Source organism: Acaryochloris marina MBIC11017, assembly GCF_000018105.1.
In the GTDB taxonomy this organism is placed as follows: Bacteria; Cyanobacteriota; Cyanobacteriia; order Thermosynechococcales; family Thermosynechococcaceae; genus Acaryochloris; species Acaryochloris marina.
Window position 1 is genome coordinate 128,385 of the sequence record NC_009928.1, and the last position, 17,060, is coordinate 145,444.

The following is a 17,060-nucleotide window of genomic DNA, read 5'->3' on the forward strand; positions in this document are numbered from 1 at the left end:
CTCTTCTACCAAAGTGATAAAAGAGGGCTAAGCAGAAGTGAAGATGCTAAACCATCCTCACTCAACTAGAATTATCCAACTCACATCCAGGTCTGGTTAATTGGAGTTGGATAATTCCGTCTCGTCCTCATCAAAGCGCTTTTGCATCTCAAAGACCTCGATCAGTTCTTTGTTCAGAAAGTAGTTGAGAAAGGTACGAATGATTGCGATGGCACCCAGTTTCCCGAGTGCCTCAAACGTAGGAGCAACGGTCGTGGCTAAGACATCTGCCCCCAATTGAAACTCCAGAGCTAATGCTAACCATCGTCCAAAAGTTAACCGCAATCGTCCCAATGGGAACTGTATGGTTGAGCGACGACGGCGCAAAACAACCGAGAGCTTGATGCTCACGAGCAGGCCCAACACAATACAAAAAGCCGCTACTGCTTCCAGTACTACTTCTAAAAAAGATACGATGATTTCCAAGTTGCCTTGGAAATGGTGGACGAATTCCATCAAGCTTCAACCTTGACCAGCACAACACCCTGCCAAAGAGACTACCCTGTTGTGTACCTTTATTGAGTTAATCTTGCAGGAGGATTGACAACTCAAAGGCTTGAGCGTATCACAAACATTTCCTGCCTAATCTATTCCGAAACCTGTTAACAGTAATACCCGTCAGAGATCGCATGTGCAAGAGACGCCTAGCGCAAATCCGGAGAAATCAACGTTGATAATAGTGCTGGCGAGATTGAGAGAGCCGAAGAGTCGATTCAGGTTTACAGTTTTTGCTGACCTGGTTCAGTCTCCAGAGATAGGTAATATAAAATCCTTAGGGAATCCAAAAAATAAAGTATTGGCCTTGGCTTGATATACATGAGTGAAGAAGTGAGATAGGTAATATAGAATCCGCAGAGAATCTAAAAATTTAAAAGAGTGAGTGAATTAATAGGTGCGATATCGCAGGTTGGTATCAGAGTGCGATGCTCGAAGAGCGGCCTTCGGCCATCGCAACCCCCGATGCCAATACCCCATACTCAAAACGGCACGTCATCAAATGTTAGCTCTGGTCCTGGCGTACCACCGTCCTCACTCTCAAATTCCAGACATTGCTCGGTTGACCACAGACAATGGAGACGACTGCGCAATAGTCATAATGTTTGCCTATGTGCTTACCTCAAATACAGCAGTGGAAAGGACAGAAAGGCGTTTACTCGATACTGGGATCTACCTTCTCGGCAGCAAACGAAAAATCTTGACCAAGTTCTTTAAACACCTCAAAGTCAGGGCAAACTACCTTTTTGAAAGAAAATCGCTAAGTCAAGAGGATTCAGAGAATACCAATAACCCAGCCAAATCCCCAGGCCACCAAACCTACCCCCACAATTTGGCCAACTTGCTCTCCTTTGGGTAACACCTTCTCAACGAGAACATATAGGGCGAGGCCCGTAATCCAATACAAATTCATAACCCCTCCCACTAGCAGCAATGCCATTAAGAACCAGCAGCATCCCATACAGTACATACCGTGCTCTAAACCCATGATCAGACTCCCGGTATTGCTTTGACGCCGATGTTGAACCAAGAACTTCACTGGGGAACGGCAGTGTTTAAGGCAATTATGTTTGATCGGGGTAAGCTGCCAAAGTCCCGCTGCAATCAAGATGCCACCAGTCAGCACGGTGTTTGTACTTTGCATTAGCGAAGAAAGCAATCCGCTTACGGTAAGACCCCATTGCACAACAACCGCAACACCGCTAAATAACGCCCAGGCCAGCAGGTAGCCAGCTGCGAAATAGCCGGATGTCCCATAGGGCTGGCGATGGGGTGATGCCTTTCGATTTAAGGCAGCGGCAAGCAAAATCATCGGGGTGGCGCTGGGTAGCATCATGGCAATCATCATGATCCACCACATGAAGAACATCAGCAGGCCATAGCCAATACTCCATGTTGTGGTTTCTCCCATGTCCATCATCATGCCGTCACCGGACGAAAGACGCGTCATCTCTATCCCACTCATCCCCATCCCTGCCCCAAGTAGGAGATAGATCCAAGACAGCAAGATGACGACTGTTAAGCCAGCCAGAACGATCCAGCGATCACGCTTCAAGATGGTTTCCAATTGGATTGATGTCAATAGACTCAACCTCCATGCGTTAGCGATGTACGACACCACTGCCAGAATGGCGCAGGATGTTGAATTGGCCATAGGTGTCTTGCAAATCTAGACGAATGGCTGCAGTTGCTTGTGTTGTACCACTACCCATCTCCGCAAATTCAAACTCAATGCCATTGGGAATATCAATCCTTACTCGATGTTCCTCTCCTGTCGCAGGGCTTTTAATGGGGCTACCGATAGATTTAAGGACACCAGGAATATCAACACGGGCAGTACGATGCTCTTGATCAACCTCATACTCAATGGGCTTATACAATGGCTCGTGAATCGTATCTGACATGGCGTGGAAGACCCACCAATGGGTTGCTCCCTCTTCAGTCTCCTCCCCATGCAGAATCTTGACTAACGCTTCACGCTGGGGTTGATCCGCTTGCTCATCGATAATGGCTTGTAGCTCTCCCTTCCCTTCAAATACTGGACCCGGCCATGCATAGAGCACTGCAACTTTTAGGTCATTGAGGGGAACATCACCAAAGTGCCCCTTGTCGATATGCAGCACTTCAAAGCCACGGCAATGACCATTCGTGGGTAGCGCTTCAAACTGGCACGGGCAACCATAGGCGCAATTGCAGTTGGAAAATTCCGTTCCTTCAACATACCAATCAATCATAGTGATATTTTCCTCACTACTTGATAATTAAAGCTCTCTCAACGAGAGTCGATACTGGACCTTAACCTTGAAAAACCTGTTGTTCAATTAAGGTGATTCCGGCCTTCAAGATAAAGCAGAACGTATAAATGGCGGTCTTCTTGCCTTTAAGTTTACATAGACTGTGACAGTGATATTGAGATGACATACAAATCTTTGTACGCAAGCTCTTCGTTTTGTTTTCTGCGACCTGAAGCACTGTGAAGTGGCATCGCTTGGAAGGAGATTTGAAATTGCAGCACGATACCAATACCGTAGACTTTGAAATTTTACCGCTAAACTAGCAGTGCAATAGAGCAACATTCCTGCTTTGCTTTCTGCCTATCTTTAACTTCCACTTGATGGAGTAGATATGGACTCTCCACAACTGAATCGCAGGCAATTCCTTACCTATCTGAGTGCTAGTACAGCATCGCTGCTGGTTCACCCAAAACAGGCAATCGCTTTTCCCTCAGAGAATCAGGATTACTCTGGTCCCAACGTCATTTTGATTCGCTTTGGAGGAGGGGTTCGGCGAAGGGAAACGATCGATCCAGATTACACCTATGCTCCCTATCTGCGCCACATTCTGGCATCTCGCGGTATCCTGTTTAGCAATATGATGTTGGACCAGCTCCGACACGTCACGACCAGCCATGGGGAAGGAACACTCTACCTGTTAACAGGTAAGTATGATGGGTTCAGCAAAAAACCAGGACTGCGAAATCGTTTCGAGCCCCAAGTTCCCACACTTTTTGAATATTTACGCAAAACATTCGCCATACCAGACCACCAAACCCTGTTAATTAATGGTGAAAATCGTGCCACTGAAGAGTTCTTCTCCTTCAGCAATCACCATATGTTTGGTGCCAACTATCGTTGTCAGGTTCTTAGCTTATATCGCTTTAAAGTGTTTCTTCTGCGTCAGCAGCTTAACCAGGGAGACTTAACAGGACAAGAGCAAAAGGAAGCCGTCCAAGCGTTACAGGAACTAGAGACTCTTGATTACCGAAATCAAGGGCAATTTCCCTATTCCCCAAAACTTACAGAGTTTTGGCAGGAGTGGCAGAACTACTATGGTACGACTGGCTTAGTGAATCCTCGTGGTGACCGGTTGTTAACAGAGTTAGCAATCTGGGCAATCAAGCGTCTACAACCCAAACTGTTGATGATCAATTACAACGACCCTGATTATGTTCACTGGGGTTTTCCCTCTCATTACACAAATGGCATCGCTGTTATTGATCGGGGGATACAGCGCATCGTCGAGGCCGTAGATTCGGATGACTATTATCGGAACAACACCGTATTTTGTATCGTTCCAGATTGTGGTCGCGACTCTAATCCCTTCCTTTCTGTCCCCTATCAACATCACTTCAATTCACGATCGGCTCACGAAATCTTTGCCTTATTTTTTGGTAAAGGAATCCAATCGGGGCAAGTTGTGGATCGCCCCGTTTCTCAGATTGATGTAACCCCCACGCTTGCTCAAATTATGGGGTTTAAGGCCGACTACGCCGAAGGAAGCGTTCTAGAAGAGATCTTTACCTAGTCAAACGAGGTACAGCCGTTATCAAAATGTGGAAAAAACTATTCTGGTTGCTGGGAACCCTATTGCTCGCGACGATCTTATGTCAAACACTCTTGACGGCGGTAATTGCCTTGGGATGGATATATCGATGGGTCAAACATCAAGTCAGCAAAACCATTTTCACGCAATCTAAGTTAGCTGAGACCACCACCTGGCACACGTTTGTCAGCAGATTTCCTGCGCTTATGCCTGTGCGGGACAAACCCTACTTTTTTCGCCGACAAATAGGCGTTTCATCTCCAAAGCATCTCCTCTTCAACAAATTACACTGGCTGTTGCACTCCTTATGGGTGAATCTAAAAACCGGGGTTGCTAGCATCTTGACGACTTGGTCATGTACTTTATTGCCCTGCATCCTCTGGGCAACAGCCTGGTACGTAGGCTGGCATATTTCCTTCAACAAACTATATGAGGAATCCGAGACTGGAATCTCTTTAGGCATTCTGGGGATGCTCATGTTCATGGTGGCCATGCTATATGTACCTGCGGCCCAAGCTCGACAAGCCTTTACGGGGGATTGGCGCAGTTTTTTTCAACTCAGATTTGTGCAAGCAATTGTCTGCTCTCGATCTTTGCAATACTTTTTTCTCTCAATTGGCTATGTTATCAGCAGTTTTTTCTTAACCCTAGGTAAAGCCATACCCGTTTTTTTGCCAAACACTAATCCTAATCTCTCAGCGCTAACAGCATCAGAGGCATTGGAGTACTTGAATCAATATTATTTGCTGATAGGTGTGCTTGGATTCCTGTTGGTGTGGGGTCTAAGAATGGCCGGGGGCTGTATTTATGCTGGGGCTCTAGTTGATCTCTGGCAGCAATCGTCACAACCACAGAGTGCGTTTCACCCCAACGAATCACACTTTCTCCAGTTGGTGGACATCCAGTATGGTAGTACCCATCATTCAACCCATGTCATCAGAAAAATCTTGTGGTTACCCGTTTCTGTCAGCTATCGAGTGATAGCCATGACTTTCTCTTTATTGGTTTGGGCTCTCGTTAGTTTTATGCCCTTCGCCTCTCAATTTGCTAATTATGCTCCAGTGAGGGGCTTTCTTAATCAGCCATTAGTGCAACTTCCCTGTTTTCGCTATGTCCCCAATGATCTAGAAACAGCAGCAGAAAGACTCCCAGACCAAGTCAGAGTTTAGGCTGGCACTGCTCCCTTATCACTCCCCGTCTTCAGTGTCGAATTTTGGCCGTTCCAGCGTAATTTTCCAAGACTCGCCACATTCCGACATTTTCTGACTAATGTTGTAAAAGTCTTCCATTAGCTCCTCAACCGTAGCCAGATAAACTGTGTGGGGTTTGTCCAGCTCAGGTTTTTCAATGGAAATCATGAAACAATCAAGGGCAGGCCAGAGCTGTTCCTCGACCCACCAAGTCGGTTCCCAGATGGCCTCTTAATCGGGGACATCAGAGAGTCGATAGAACCAGCGGGCCTGATCAGGCCCTGGACATTGTTGGATGCCAATCACTCGAACTATACCCTTGGGAGTGTGTAACCGCTGATGCAATCGGTAAAGCGGCTTGGTTGATGTGGGAATGGACTTGCTGAGTATTGCTAATGAGGTATTTTCGTTGAGCATGATAAGTCACCTTGATATAATTTAGCGAAAGGGACACAAAGACCTCTTGGACTGGAAAGACTGGGAGGCGTTTTACTGTTTTTTGGGGTGTGGATTAGCGGGGTTAAAGTTAATACAAAATCCATATGGAAAATGAAAAGCTAAACCTTGACCTTGAGTAGATAGGGGTGATAACGCTAGGTAATATAGAATCTGTCGAGATTTTGAAAAGGTGAAAGTCTGGGTGGAATTAATAGGTGCGATATCGAGGATTCGTATTGAATTTTGCGATCACAAACCCCATAACCCCAATACCACCCCCGAAATCACTTCCCTGAAATCTGCTCAACGGGCGAAGACACAGCCGTATTCTGCCCAACGCTCAGGTGATGGAGTAAGCCGCCAACGGGGACCCCAATGAGAAAACCGATGCCAATAAACGCGATTTTGAACCATGTTGCCTCCCTCCTGATCTCCTGCTTTGTCTTTCTCATTTTCAGAACTTGCTCAAGACGCTTACACTCAAGCGCTTTCAGCTTTTCCGCTTCCAGTTTTCGCTTGTGAACGTCTCGGCAATTTTCTATGTAGAGGTTGAATTGGTTGAAGATGAATTGTCGGGCTTGAGCGATGCCATGCTCGTGGGATTCAACGATAGCTTTCCCAGGGGTATGACAACGATTCGATACTGTTGGCGAATTCAATACTCTCTAAAAAGAGAATAATGGCTCAGGAGAACGATTTTAATTACGAGACTGGTGCAAGCTTGGCAAAACGGGATTGTCGTGTCTGGGCTAAGGGCACCTCCTCTAACCAAGACACTGCCCGAACGACATTCATGGCGACGGCTGCAACAACATGCTGCAAACGAGTCTTGGCCATGCCAATGTAGCGATACTGCCGAATCTCAAAGGTCCTAACACCCTGGGAGATGGTCCCCTCAACCCCTGCTCTTATGGCATACAGCTCCTCAAATTCTTTGGTTTGTTGCCGTGCTCTGGCCTTTTGCAAGGCTTCATAATTTTCTTGAATCTGAAAGGTCAGATTTCGTGGACCTGACTCTGACTTCGTACATTGAGCGCGAACCGGACAAGCTGAACAGTGACGATGACGGAATTCAACGCGAATGACAAGATGACCATAGGCATCTTTTCCCTTCTTCCAAGCTTTGCTGGACTTCCCTTGAGGACAGCGCACCTTCCTGTTTTTCCAGTTCACCTGAAAATCAGATAGGGCATATCCTTGACCCGCTTTTGCTTGCCAATGTTGGTTGACAGGGACGGGTCCAAATAAATCAATATCGTACGCTCTCTGGCTATCCACCAATATTTGGGCTGACGTGTATCCCTGATCCACCATATGTTGATCAGGAAGTAACTCTTTGAAAGCGAGCGCTTGATGAATGACTGGGATGTTGAGCTGGTCTGAGGTGGTCGCTTTCAAAGTCTCGTCATGAGTAATCAGGTGGGGCCGTTCCTCATCACAGGTTTCGGTTAGATGGACTCGATAACCTGTTCAGTTCATTGTGCGCTTGGCACTGCGTCGAGCCTCTAGATCATAGGGAGAACGGATCCGAATCGCACCAGGGGCTGAGTCTTTGGCACTGCGTAATTGAACGGTCTCATTGGGGGGATAGAATTGCTGGAGCCAAACTTGACGTAGAATCTCTACGGCCTCAATCTGGCGAAGCTGTTCACATTGAGGATCTGCATAAATGAGATCTAGCAAATAGAAGCCATCTGCACCAATCTGACTTGCAAAAACATCTCTCTCTTGTGGCTTAGGGGGTAAGCGGGCATCTTCAAACCGTTTACCATAACGGTCATACCAGTCTTGTGGGACATGGGCTTGTAGCCAACTGGGGACAGTTTCTGCCAGAGCATTGAGTGTATACCGTAGCGTTTCTCCCAGAAACTCCAACCGCGTCATCACCCTGATCGCTGCCAGGACATGGGTTGAATCAGTTCTCTGCTTTCCCCGACTACGAAGCAGATCGAGGTCTTGAAACCGTTCCAGCATTTTGTTGAACAGTTGATTTTCCGCTCGGCCATCTATTAAGCGATCGCGGAATTCACTCAAAACGGAGAAATCGAAACCAGTATCCGTCAGCTCCAGAGATAGGGCGTATTTCCAATCAATTCTGGCTCGAACCGCGTTAGCCGTTTGGCGATCACTCAGTCCTTCGACGTATTGCATGATTGTCACTAAGGCCAGACGCCAGGGTGCTACAGCAGATTGGCCCCGAGTGGGATACAAGCGTGCAAAGTCTTCATCTTGCCAAAAGACGCCCAATTCATCTCGCATTTTCATGTACAGATTCCCTTTGGGGAATGCAGCACGGGCAATACAGGCAGTTGTTTCTAGGATGGGGGTACCGCTTGAGGATAAGGGCACATCGGAAACCTCCTTTATAAGTGTAGCGACACAGTAATTACCACTACTGTAGGTGGGAACTAAAACGCCATAATATTTAGCTCAGGAATAATATTGAATTCGCCAACAGTATCGACCCTTCAATTACTCCTAGAAAATAATCGCCTGACCTGAAAGCCCTGCCTAAGCTTGCTTTGAGAAGTAGTCCCTTGTTACTCAGATCGGTGATCCTGCAACCAGTTCACTAGATCAGCAGGTTGCTTAAAGTCGAGCAATGCCTCACCCAAAGCTTCAATCTGAACTAGGGATAGAGCTCGGATCTGCGATCTCAACTCAGGAGCAACGTCACCAATACGACGGGTGAGTAGGCGAAGAATAAGAGATTGCCCCTCTTCCTGACGGCCTTCGTCCAAGGCTTCCTGGTATACCTTAGTTTGCTTGAGTTCGCTTAAGCCCAACATGCTCTCTATCTCTTCTCGGCTCAATTGTGGAAATTTATAGACCACAATTGTTTCAATTAACTCCATTATCGCCGCAAATCTTGGATTTGTCTGTTCTTGAGGCTGAACCCTTGAAAGCAAAGCTTGAGCCTGGGTGGCGGTATCTCCTGAATCAGCCACAATCAACTGCATCAGTCCCACGCCAAGAGAGTCAACGGATTCATCCAAGTCTTCCAAGTAAACGCGATGCACCTGATCGCTATTCAGATTGGCCCGGAATACATGGGGATAGTCTGGCTCAATGCTGCGTTTGGGAAAGATAACAACGGCTTGCCAGTCCACGGTCTCTGGATGAAGGTTGAGATACAAATAAATCTCTGAGAAGAACCGTTGATAGAACGCCGGGTCCCGTTGAAACTGAACTTCGACGAACCAGATCGTCAGATCGGACGCCTCGGGCGTGGGTAAGAAAACACCATCGATGCGAAAGGCAACCTGCTTGATTTCAACAGACTTAAATTCATAGCCTTGAGCCCTGTCTGGGGATTGACCCAGCAGCTCGAACAAGATGCCGGGGTCCGTCTGGAAGATGCGATAGAAGATGGAATCTGTCTTCAAGAGGTGCCGTACTCCTGAGCTATGCCAGTCATTCTACTGGATGGAAGTGACTCTAAAAGCTCGGTAGTGTTTAGAGGATATGGACAAGGACCATGGATAGCTGAAGACCACTGTAAATTTTCCCCGGTTTCGTTGCCTAGCCTAAATTTTGAAGATTCTTTCAATAGTCTTGATTGACTCAGATCATGCGGTGTTTCCGTTTAATGAAAGCCAAAATTATCCTCCGCTAGTCTGAACGAGGAAGTCGAGCCTTAGGAATGATGAAGACGGTGGAACTCAATGGTCAATGGCGGCAACTCTAGTTCCCTCAAACCAATGCAGGGTAAGAAAACCCAGAAAAATTTACAGGTGGGAATCTCTTGATTTCTGGTTCAATCTAGTGAGGATAGATTCCCCGCTGCTTGCAGCGAAGAAATGGGATTGTAATCCAAATCTACGGTTTGGGAGCAAATCGTATTCCATACCCCGTCTGCTTGCAGCGGGGCACTTGATTGAATGGTTACAGGCAGTGACTTCCAGGCCACTCCACAAAAGCCGAAAGAACGAAAAACGGACAAAGCAAGGCTGGGATAGTCTGCGTCAGGGAACTTTTATACTTAGGTGAAGAGTTCTCCCACAGGGGCAAAACCCTGACGTTGAATGTTTTCGGTCACTACTCTTGGCTCCATAAATTGCATCAGGTAATCGCGTCCCCCAGCTTTGGACCCAACGCCAGAGCATTTGAACCCTCCAAAGGGTTGACGATCTACGATGGCACCGGTAATACTGCGATTAATATATAAGTTCCCCACTTCAAAGTTGGTTTTGGTGAACTCAATATGAGACGGTGTGCGGGAGTACAAGCCACCTGTTAGTGCATAGGGAGAGTTATTCGCGACTGAGATCGCATCCTCAAACGTCTGCACACGAATTACGGAAAGGACGGGACCAAAGATTTCCTGTTGGGCAATTTGGGCTTGCGGTGGTACCTCACTAAAAATGACGGGACCTACAAAGTAGCCGAACTCTGGAGCAGTCCGCTCTAAGACTACTTTTGCCTCCGTTTTCCCTAGAGCAATATAGTCGCGAATCTTAGCTTGCACCTCTGCAGTGATAACTGGCCCTACAGTGGTACTGGCTTGATCAGCGGCTCCGATGTTCAAAGATTTGGCAGCCTCGACCAGCCGCTTCAAGAAGGTGTCATATATACGGTCGAGCACAATGACGCGAGAGCAGGCCGAACATTTCTGGCCACTATAGCCAAAGGCGGATCGTATTACCCCTGTGATCGCCTGATCTAAATCAGCACTTTGGTCAATGATGATTGCATTTTTGCCTCCCATTTCCGCAATCACTCGTTTCAGATGGGTTTGACCGGGACGCAGAACGGCAGCATCCTCATAGATTTGGCTACCTACGGCTTGTGAGCCCGTAAAGGCAATCAAGTGAATCTGGGGATGTCGGGTGAGATAGGGGCCAATCTCAGCCCCAGGTCCTGGCAAGTACTGATAGACTCCGGCTGGGAAGCCTGCCTCCACCAGAATCTCGGTTAACTTAGCTGCCACCACGGTTGCCGGAGCCGCAGGTTTAAGAATCGTACAGTTCCCTGTCACCAGTGCCGCCACGGTCATACCTGTGGCAATCGCTAGTGGAAAATTCCATGGAGCAATGACCACCACTATGCCTCGTCCTCGGTAGGCGTAGCGATTGGTTTCGCCGGGTAGATCTCGCTGGTAACCCGCTGATAATCGCTCCATTTCATCAGCATAGTACCGACAAAAATCAATAGCTTCTGAGACCTCTGCATCGGCTTCCGGTAACACTTTGCCTACTTCCAGCACAATCCAAGCAGCCAGCTCGTGGCGACGCTGCTCCATTAAGTCGGCAGCTCGTCGGAGGTGCATGACCCGCTCCTGGGCAGAGGTGTTCTGCCAACTAGCCATCGCAGTGGCCGCCGCTTTTATCGCTCGCTCAGTCTGCGGAATCAGGGCTTGTCCTACCTGTCCGATTACTTGGGTAGGTTGGGAAGGATTGACTGAGGCCTGGATCTGGTCTGTGATCATTGCCTGCCCTGCAATCCAAGGCCAGTAGGGCTTCCCTAATTCTTGACGAACCTGTTGTAAGGCTTGTTTGGTCTGCTCTCGGGCTGTCACCTGAGAATAGTCTGTATTGGCTACATTGTTATACGGAGCGTCTTCAGACAGCTCGTGCTGGGCAGTGGGCTGAACGACCGAGTGTTGCTTGCCCTCATGCTTGCCCTGTGGCGGCGCTAAAAGCTTTTCTGGATCAGGGCTCTCAATCCGTTGCCGGAGAAATGAGGTATTAGCAGTGTTTTCCAATAATCTTCGGATCAGGTAGGCCATACCTGGTAGGAGCGGACCATAGGGACAATACACTCGGACCCGATGCCCGAGATGAGCTATCGCTGCGGCCAGTGGATCGGCCATCCCGTAGAGGACTTGCAGTTCATAGCGATGTTTAGGGATTTGGAGGCGGTTTGCGATTGCGATGGCATGGGCTTGCGATCTCACATTGTGGCTTCCAATTGCTGCCGTAACTATCTCATGGTTCTCTAATAACGTCAGGGTCATGGCTTCGAAGTTAGCGTCCGTTTCCGCTTTGTCATTTAGGACAGGCTGAGGCCAATGGTTTTGAATCGCTTTTATCGTTTCTTGATCCCAATAGGCTCCCTTGACCAGCCGAATCGTGATGGAAGTACCTCGCTCCTGCGCCCAATCAATCAGGGTGTGCAAGTCCTGATTGCTATCACGTAGATAGGCTTGGAGCGTGAGGCCAATATCCGTTCGGTTTCTAAATTCTGGTTCTAATAGTAGGTCTTTAAGAATAGCAAGGGTCAAATCCTTATAGACAAACTGCTCCATATCAAAGTGAACTGCGACCCCCAGCTTTTGGGCATGACGTAAAAGGGTGCGGAGGTGTTGACTGACGATTTCCTGACTCCCTTGGGCATCGAGCGGATCAAATTGGGAGTAAAAGGCTGTTAGTTTGACAGAAACTTGAACCTTGGGAAAGGCCACTCCCTCAACCCTATCGATGAGGGCAATCTCTGACCAGGCTTTAGCTGCCTGGGCTAGCTGGGTCATCAGATGCAGATACCCCTGAAGATAAGCGGTTGCTTCTGCTTCCGTGATCACCGCTTCCCCCAGCCGGTCCAGGGTAAAAGCCAAACAATGTTGTCGCAGTTGAACCAGGCGCGGCAACGTTTGCGGTAAAGTTTCCCCCACAATGTAACGACGGGCCAAGGTGGAAACCGCTGATTTGAAAGTCACTGCTGCCACTTTCCCCAAAATCGAATGAGGTTGAGCCCAAGACAGTAGTGTGTTTAACCCTGAAGGTAATTTGACTTCAGGGAGTGATAGATATTCCTGTATGTGACGAGCAATCTCTACATTGTCCGTAAGGGATGGTAGCACATCTATCAGGCGAAAGATCTGGACCTGCAATGCTGGATTCGTCATTGCCCAAGCTAGCAGTCGATCATCCCAGTGAGGTTGCATCCACAGTCGTGTCGCTAAAGATGATGGACGGCTCATCTCCTTCATCAACAGGCGAGCAATATGTTGGGTCTCCAGCTCAAGGAGTTTGCAGGTATCAGCGATCAATCATCTCCCCCTAACCAATGCATATGGAATACTACCTACTCCCATTATTGTGATTGAACCCTAGAGACGCTGGCCTGTAGGTTCGTTTTACCCACATCCTTATACATTTAATCTGTCACTGAATGTCTGAGGGTGGCTGAACGAAGGAGTAAGATTTTTGCAATGATACCCAATCAGCTGGAAAGGATTAACAAGCGAGGATCTCTATAACTAAGCACAACCTTGAGCGTGACTAAAACCGGGGAAATTAATCAACTATAGAAATTTGTTCGACCTGGTTAACCCTTGATGCCAACTCTTGATTGCAATTTTCTGCTCCTCTTAGGCGTTTGCCAACTGCTAAGTCAAACAATATTAGTTATCTCAGACAAAAGAAACAATAAATAATCCGAAATTATACTGAGGATGCCGAGGACAAAAGATTTTACCCTAAAAGAATAGAAATGTGTTTTCTACACATCATCTAATTTTAAAATCAAAAACGCGGCTGCCAATAAAGAAAAAATAATTATTACAATGCAAGAAAAAATGGGGCAAAATCATCGGTCGCATATGGGGAATGATTCAGTTCTAAGTAAGACTCAAAATCCCTTTGTTTCCAATTTTTTACAGTTTTCTAGTAGTGTCTGTGCTGTGGCAGGAGGAGTTATTCTCTCTTCCAACACATCAGTAAGCAAATATGGGTTCATACTCCTAGCCCTAAGTTCTAGTCAGATTTTTATATCTAGCTCTATTTCAAATAGCAGAGGTTTGATGGTCTATTCTGCCTCTCTATTCATTTTTGTAGATTGCCTTGGGATTTATCGATGGTTGCTGTACTAAATTTGCACAATGCACAAAAGACATCTCCCAATGCCCTTAATCCCGATAATATCCAAACTGATTCAAGCACAAAAAATACATCATTATTTTCATTAAATGCTGATTCAGATATCGGCTGGATGAAGTTGGGAGATGCTTATCAGCATTTTGTTAAAGATCAACAAACTAATATTCCCCTTTCCGTATGGTTGATTGAAAATCCAAGTAGTCCTTTTTCTTTGCCGGGTAGTGTCGATCTCAGAGGGCATGATTGTATTCATCTCCTCCTCAATCGAGGGATGTCTCTATTTGATGAGGCTTTTGTTATTGGCTATACAATGGGTAATTGTTCAAATATCGGCAACCACCATATTTCTGTATATAAGCTATTTTCCAAAATTTGCTTCCCCGAAACCTATAAATTCAATAGCTTCCATATGAAAGCTTTTGACTTTGGATTTCTGTATGGAAAAAAAGTGAAAGTCAAGAATATACATCAGGTTAAATTTGATATTTACAATGATCACTTAATTCATGATATTCGCACTCATTTCGAAATAAGTCTAATGGAAGTTAATTGCTTATGGAATGCTGAAAAGATATTGTTAAATACTCAAGTATTTAATAGAGAGTCCTAAACAAAATAACAGCGAATTATACAATCTCTAGCAATAGGGAATTAATATCGTCGAATAAGAGTTTATGCTAAATAATTAAACACGGTGCTCAATATACTGTTACTTTGTTTGTATATGCAGCCTTTAAGATTCAAAGAGTTTAACCAATAGAATAACCATGAGTCATATTCATTCTTTTCCCTTTAGTAAGTTGGATTTCGTTAGCCAGCTCTTGGCAGCATTTCAATCCTCCCAGAACGGATATTGGCATTTCAATTTTTCAAACTCAAGTCTTTCACCTAATTATTCTGCATACTTAGGTGTAAATGAAAAAGGCACTGTGTGCTACGCAGGTAGCCATCGATTGACGAGTGAATCATTCCTTAGAACTGTTAAACGATTTAATGTGGCTGCTCGTCAAGAAAAATATAAGCCCTACTTCTTGGAATGGTCTGCAACTATAGAGCAAGGGAATACCTCAATTTGCACTGTAATGACTGACATACTACTAAAGCGAGTCATTTCACCTAAGGAGTTAAGACAAGCCTTAAAACAAAAGATTCTACTCCAATTCGATAATCTATTCGCTGCTGAAAAAGGTGATGCCAGTTTCATTCTTGATTCACACCTGAATGTTATCGACCCTCTCCTTGGATTTACCGCACATGAAATTATCAGTGAAGGGTTACTTCGTCAAAAAAAATGGGAGCAACTAAAGTCGTTTATTCTATCAATGGATGGAATCCCAATAATTAACCACAACAAGTTGAATAAAACCAAATTGCCTCCGTTACAGAAAAAATTGCTTGAACGAATATCTAAGCATGAAAAGTCTTTGGAACAAATTTCCGTAGCTTTAGGCAAAGATCCATTAGAAATTGCTTCACTATTTGCCCAATGGGTGCAGTTAGAGCTAGTCGAGATTGAAAGACCCATGCAATTCGATTGTGCTCCCATCATGATTATTGATGACTCACCACTCGTTATTAAGCAATTTGACCACCTTGTTAGGGCATTAGGGCATCAAGTGGTGGCTTGCCAAACACCTGATAATGCCGTTGATAAGATTCAACGAGTGAGACCTTCTATGGTTTTCATTGATATTAATATGCCTGGGATTACAGGCTTTGAACTAGTGAAGCAGATACGCCAAAATAGCAAAATTGCATCTATTCCCCTTGTAATCCTAACGGGTGAACAAAAACTATCAAATAAATGGCGCGCTCAATGGAGCGCATGTGAGTTTTTGACGAAGCCTTTAGGATTAGATGAAATCAAGTCCTTTCAGTCACAACTTAAGGATTTAATTCAACAATTTGTTGAAGGAGAAAGCTGTTTAGTAACTGCTTAATTGAAGCAATATTTATTCAATCTAGTGAGGGTAGATTCCCCGCTGCTTGCAGCGAAGAAATGGGATTGTAATCCAAATCTACGGTTTGGGAGCAAATCGTATTCCATACCCCGTCTGCTTGCAGCAGGGCAGTTGATTACGGCCCGCAACATCGTATTACGACTACTTTCATAATTACTCCCTTCCCGCCATAAGATTATGGAACAAGTGAAAATATAAAATTCAGACTGTTTTGAACTTGTTCAGCCGATAGAAACTGGTTAGCAGCAAAGAACTCATGGAGCTGTTGTTTGATCTGTGTCAGGGTCGTTCCAAGAGGGAGATGGTGCAGACATCGTAAGCGTAGTAAGTGAATCACACATTCAACCAAGTTCAACTTGGGAGAGTAGGACGGCAATATAAAAACTCAACTTGAATCGATTGGGTGAGCCCCATCTGCTCTAGGTGGATAGCGAGTTGGGAGCGCATCTTGCCCTTATGGGTTGGATTGTTATCGAGAATAAGGCACAGTTGAGTGTAGCCCAGCTCAACGCTATCCAGACATAGGCCTGCAAAGTACTCAGAGATATCTTCCGTTTTAGCCTGTGGGCTCAGAGCGAAATACTCTTCGCCACTGTGGGCATCGACGCACAGTAACCCATTGAGCTTGTTGCGAGCCCGCTCATTACTCTTGACCTGTGGACGAGTGTTGCGTTCTGCCCAGCCATAGAACAAACTAGGACGCTCAGACACCGCAAATTCGTCAAAGAACAAGATGCGCTCATCCGATTGTCGTGATTGCAGTTTTTTTAACAGCCGCCACCCACTCTTTCTGGGCGTTCAGGTCAGCATTCGCATAGTCACGATGGGCGCGTTGGTAAGATAACCCCAACTCTGATAGCAATTCGTAGATACGCGAATCTTTCAGTTGCACCTCGAAACGCTGCTCAATCACAACGGCTAAAATTGCACCTGTCCACATATTGCGGTCAATACCATAGTCTGTCGGACGTTGCGTCAGAACCATCTCTTTGAGTTGTTGTTGTTCCTCTGGGCTCAACCGACTAGGTTTTTGATGTCGAATGGGTTGGACCAAGCCCTGGAGTCCACCATCGAGATATTTGTCCATCCAACGCGTTAACGTATCATAGCTACACCCCACTTGTTCGCTCACTTGGGTACGACTGTGTCCTTCATTCAGCAATTTGATCGCGGTCAAGCGCTGTCGAATGTAGTGTTGTTGATTGCGGTAGTAGAATTTCTGCCACTCATCCGCATCAAAAGGCTTGTCCAGAAAGGCTTGTGTTCGATTCAATGTGACTATTTGCTCTTTTCCCCAT

The 17,060-nt window shown here is 46.1% G+C and carries 11 protein-coding genes and 2 pseudogenes; 4 read left to right on the top strand and 9 right to left on the bottom strand.

Features of this window, described 5'->3' with window-relative positions; genetic code table 11:
• Positions 1-96: 96 nt before the first annotated feature.
• The 3 genes from AM1_RS32710 to AM1_RS32720 form a co-directional block, all read right to left on the bottom strand.
• Positions 97-495 (bottom strand): DUF1622 domain-containing protein, encoded by a 399-nt coding sequence (locus tag AM1_RS32710; RefSeq protein ID WP_012167431.1) that lies wholly within the window; start codon positions 493-495, stop codon positions 97-99.
• A gap of 814 nt (positions 496-1,309) precedes the next feature.
• Complete coding sequence (locus AM1_RS32715; RefSeq protein WP_148216061.1) at positions 1,310-2,188, bottom strand: DUF2182 domain-containing protein; 879 nt, start codon at positions 2,186-2,188, stop codon at positions 1,310-1,312.
• Positions 2,136-2,768: a DUF1326 domain-containing protein gene (locus AM1_RS32720; protein ID WP_012167434.1), complete on the bottom strand. Its 633-nt coding sequence runs from the start codon at positions 2,766-2,768 to the stop codon at positions 2,136-2,138. Before AM1_RS32720 ends, AM1_RS32715 begins: the two co-directional genes overlap by 53 nt.
• Positions 2,769-3,159: 391 nt before the next feature.
• On the opposite strand from AM1_RS32720, the gene AM1_RS32725 reads away from it, so the two are divergent.
• Both AM1_RS32725 and AM1_RS32730 read left to right on the top strand, forming a co-directional pair.
• Positions 3,160-4,338: an alkaline phosphatase family protein gene (locus AM1_RS32725; protein WP_012167436.1), complete on the top strand. Its 1,179-nt coding sequence runs from the start codon at positions 3,160-3,162 to the stop codon at positions 4,336-4,338.
• 26 nt (positions 4,339-4,364) lie between these two features.
• Positions 4,365-5,525: a hypothetical protein gene (locus tag AM1_RS32730; RefSeq protein WP_012167437.1), complete on the top strand. Its 1,161-nt coding sequence runs from the start codon at positions 4,365-4,367 to the stop codon at positions 5,523-5,525.
• Between the two features lie 252 nt (positions 5,526-5,777).
• On the opposite strand, the gene AM1_RS40365 is transcribed toward AM1_RS32730, so the two are convergent.
• From AM1_RS40365 to pruA, 5 genes and pseudogenes are all read right to left on the bottom strand, one after another.
• Positions 5,778-5,963 (bottom strand): hypothetical protein, encoded by a 186-nt coding sequence (locus tag AM1_RS40365; protein WP_012167439.1) that lies wholly within the window; start codon positions 5,961-5,963, stop codon positions 5,778-5,780.
• 305 nt (positions 5,964-6,268) lie between these two features.
• Entirely contained in the window at positions 6,269-6,643 is a 375-nt protein-coding gene (locus tag AM1_RS32735) for a hypothetical protein (protein WP_012167440.1), read from the bottom strand.
• Between the two features lie 43 nt (positions 6,644-6,686).
• A pseudogene (locus AM1_RS32740) lies at positions 6,687-8,333 on the bottom strand (IS1182 family transposase).
• Between the two features lie 191 nt (positions 8,334-8,524).
• Entirely contained in the window at positions 8,525-9,370 is an 846-nt protein-coding gene (locus AM1_RS32745) for an Rpn family recombination-promoting nuclease/putative transposase (protein WP_012167441.1), read from the bottom strand.
• Positions 9,371-9,966: 596 nt separating this feature from the next.
• A complete protein-coding gene (pruA, locus tag AM1_RS32755; protein WP_063710581.1) occupies positions 9,967-12,912 on the bottom strand; it encodes an L-glutamate gamma-semialdehyde dehydrogenase in 2,946 nt (981 codons plus the stop codon).
• Positions 12,913-13,778: 866 nt separating this feature from the next.
• Between pruA and AM1_RS38015 the strand changes: the two genes are divergently transcribed.
• Together AM1_RS38015 and AM1_RS32765 are read left to right on the top strand one after the other, a co-directional pair.
• Positions 13,779-14,411: a hypothetical protein gene (locus AM1_RS38015; RefSeq protein WP_012167444.1), complete on the top strand. Its 633-nt coding sequence runs from the start codon at positions 13,779-13,781 to the stop codon at positions 14,409-14,411.
• A gap of 157 nt (positions 14,412-14,568) precedes the next feature.
• On the top strand, positions 14,569-15,741 hold the full coding sequence (locus tag AM1_RS32765) for a response regulator (RefSeq protein ID WP_012167445.1): 1,173 nt from the start codon (positions 14,569-14,571) through the stop codon (positions 15,739-15,741).
• A 196-nt stretch (positions 15,742-15,937) separates the two neighbouring features.
• On the opposite strand, the pseudogene AM1_RS40375 reads toward AM1_RS32765, so the two are convergent.
• Positions 15,938-17,035, bottom strand: a pseudogene (locus AM1_RS40375) (IS630-like element ISAcma32 family transposase).
• Positions 17,036-17,060: the final 25 nt, after the last annotated feature.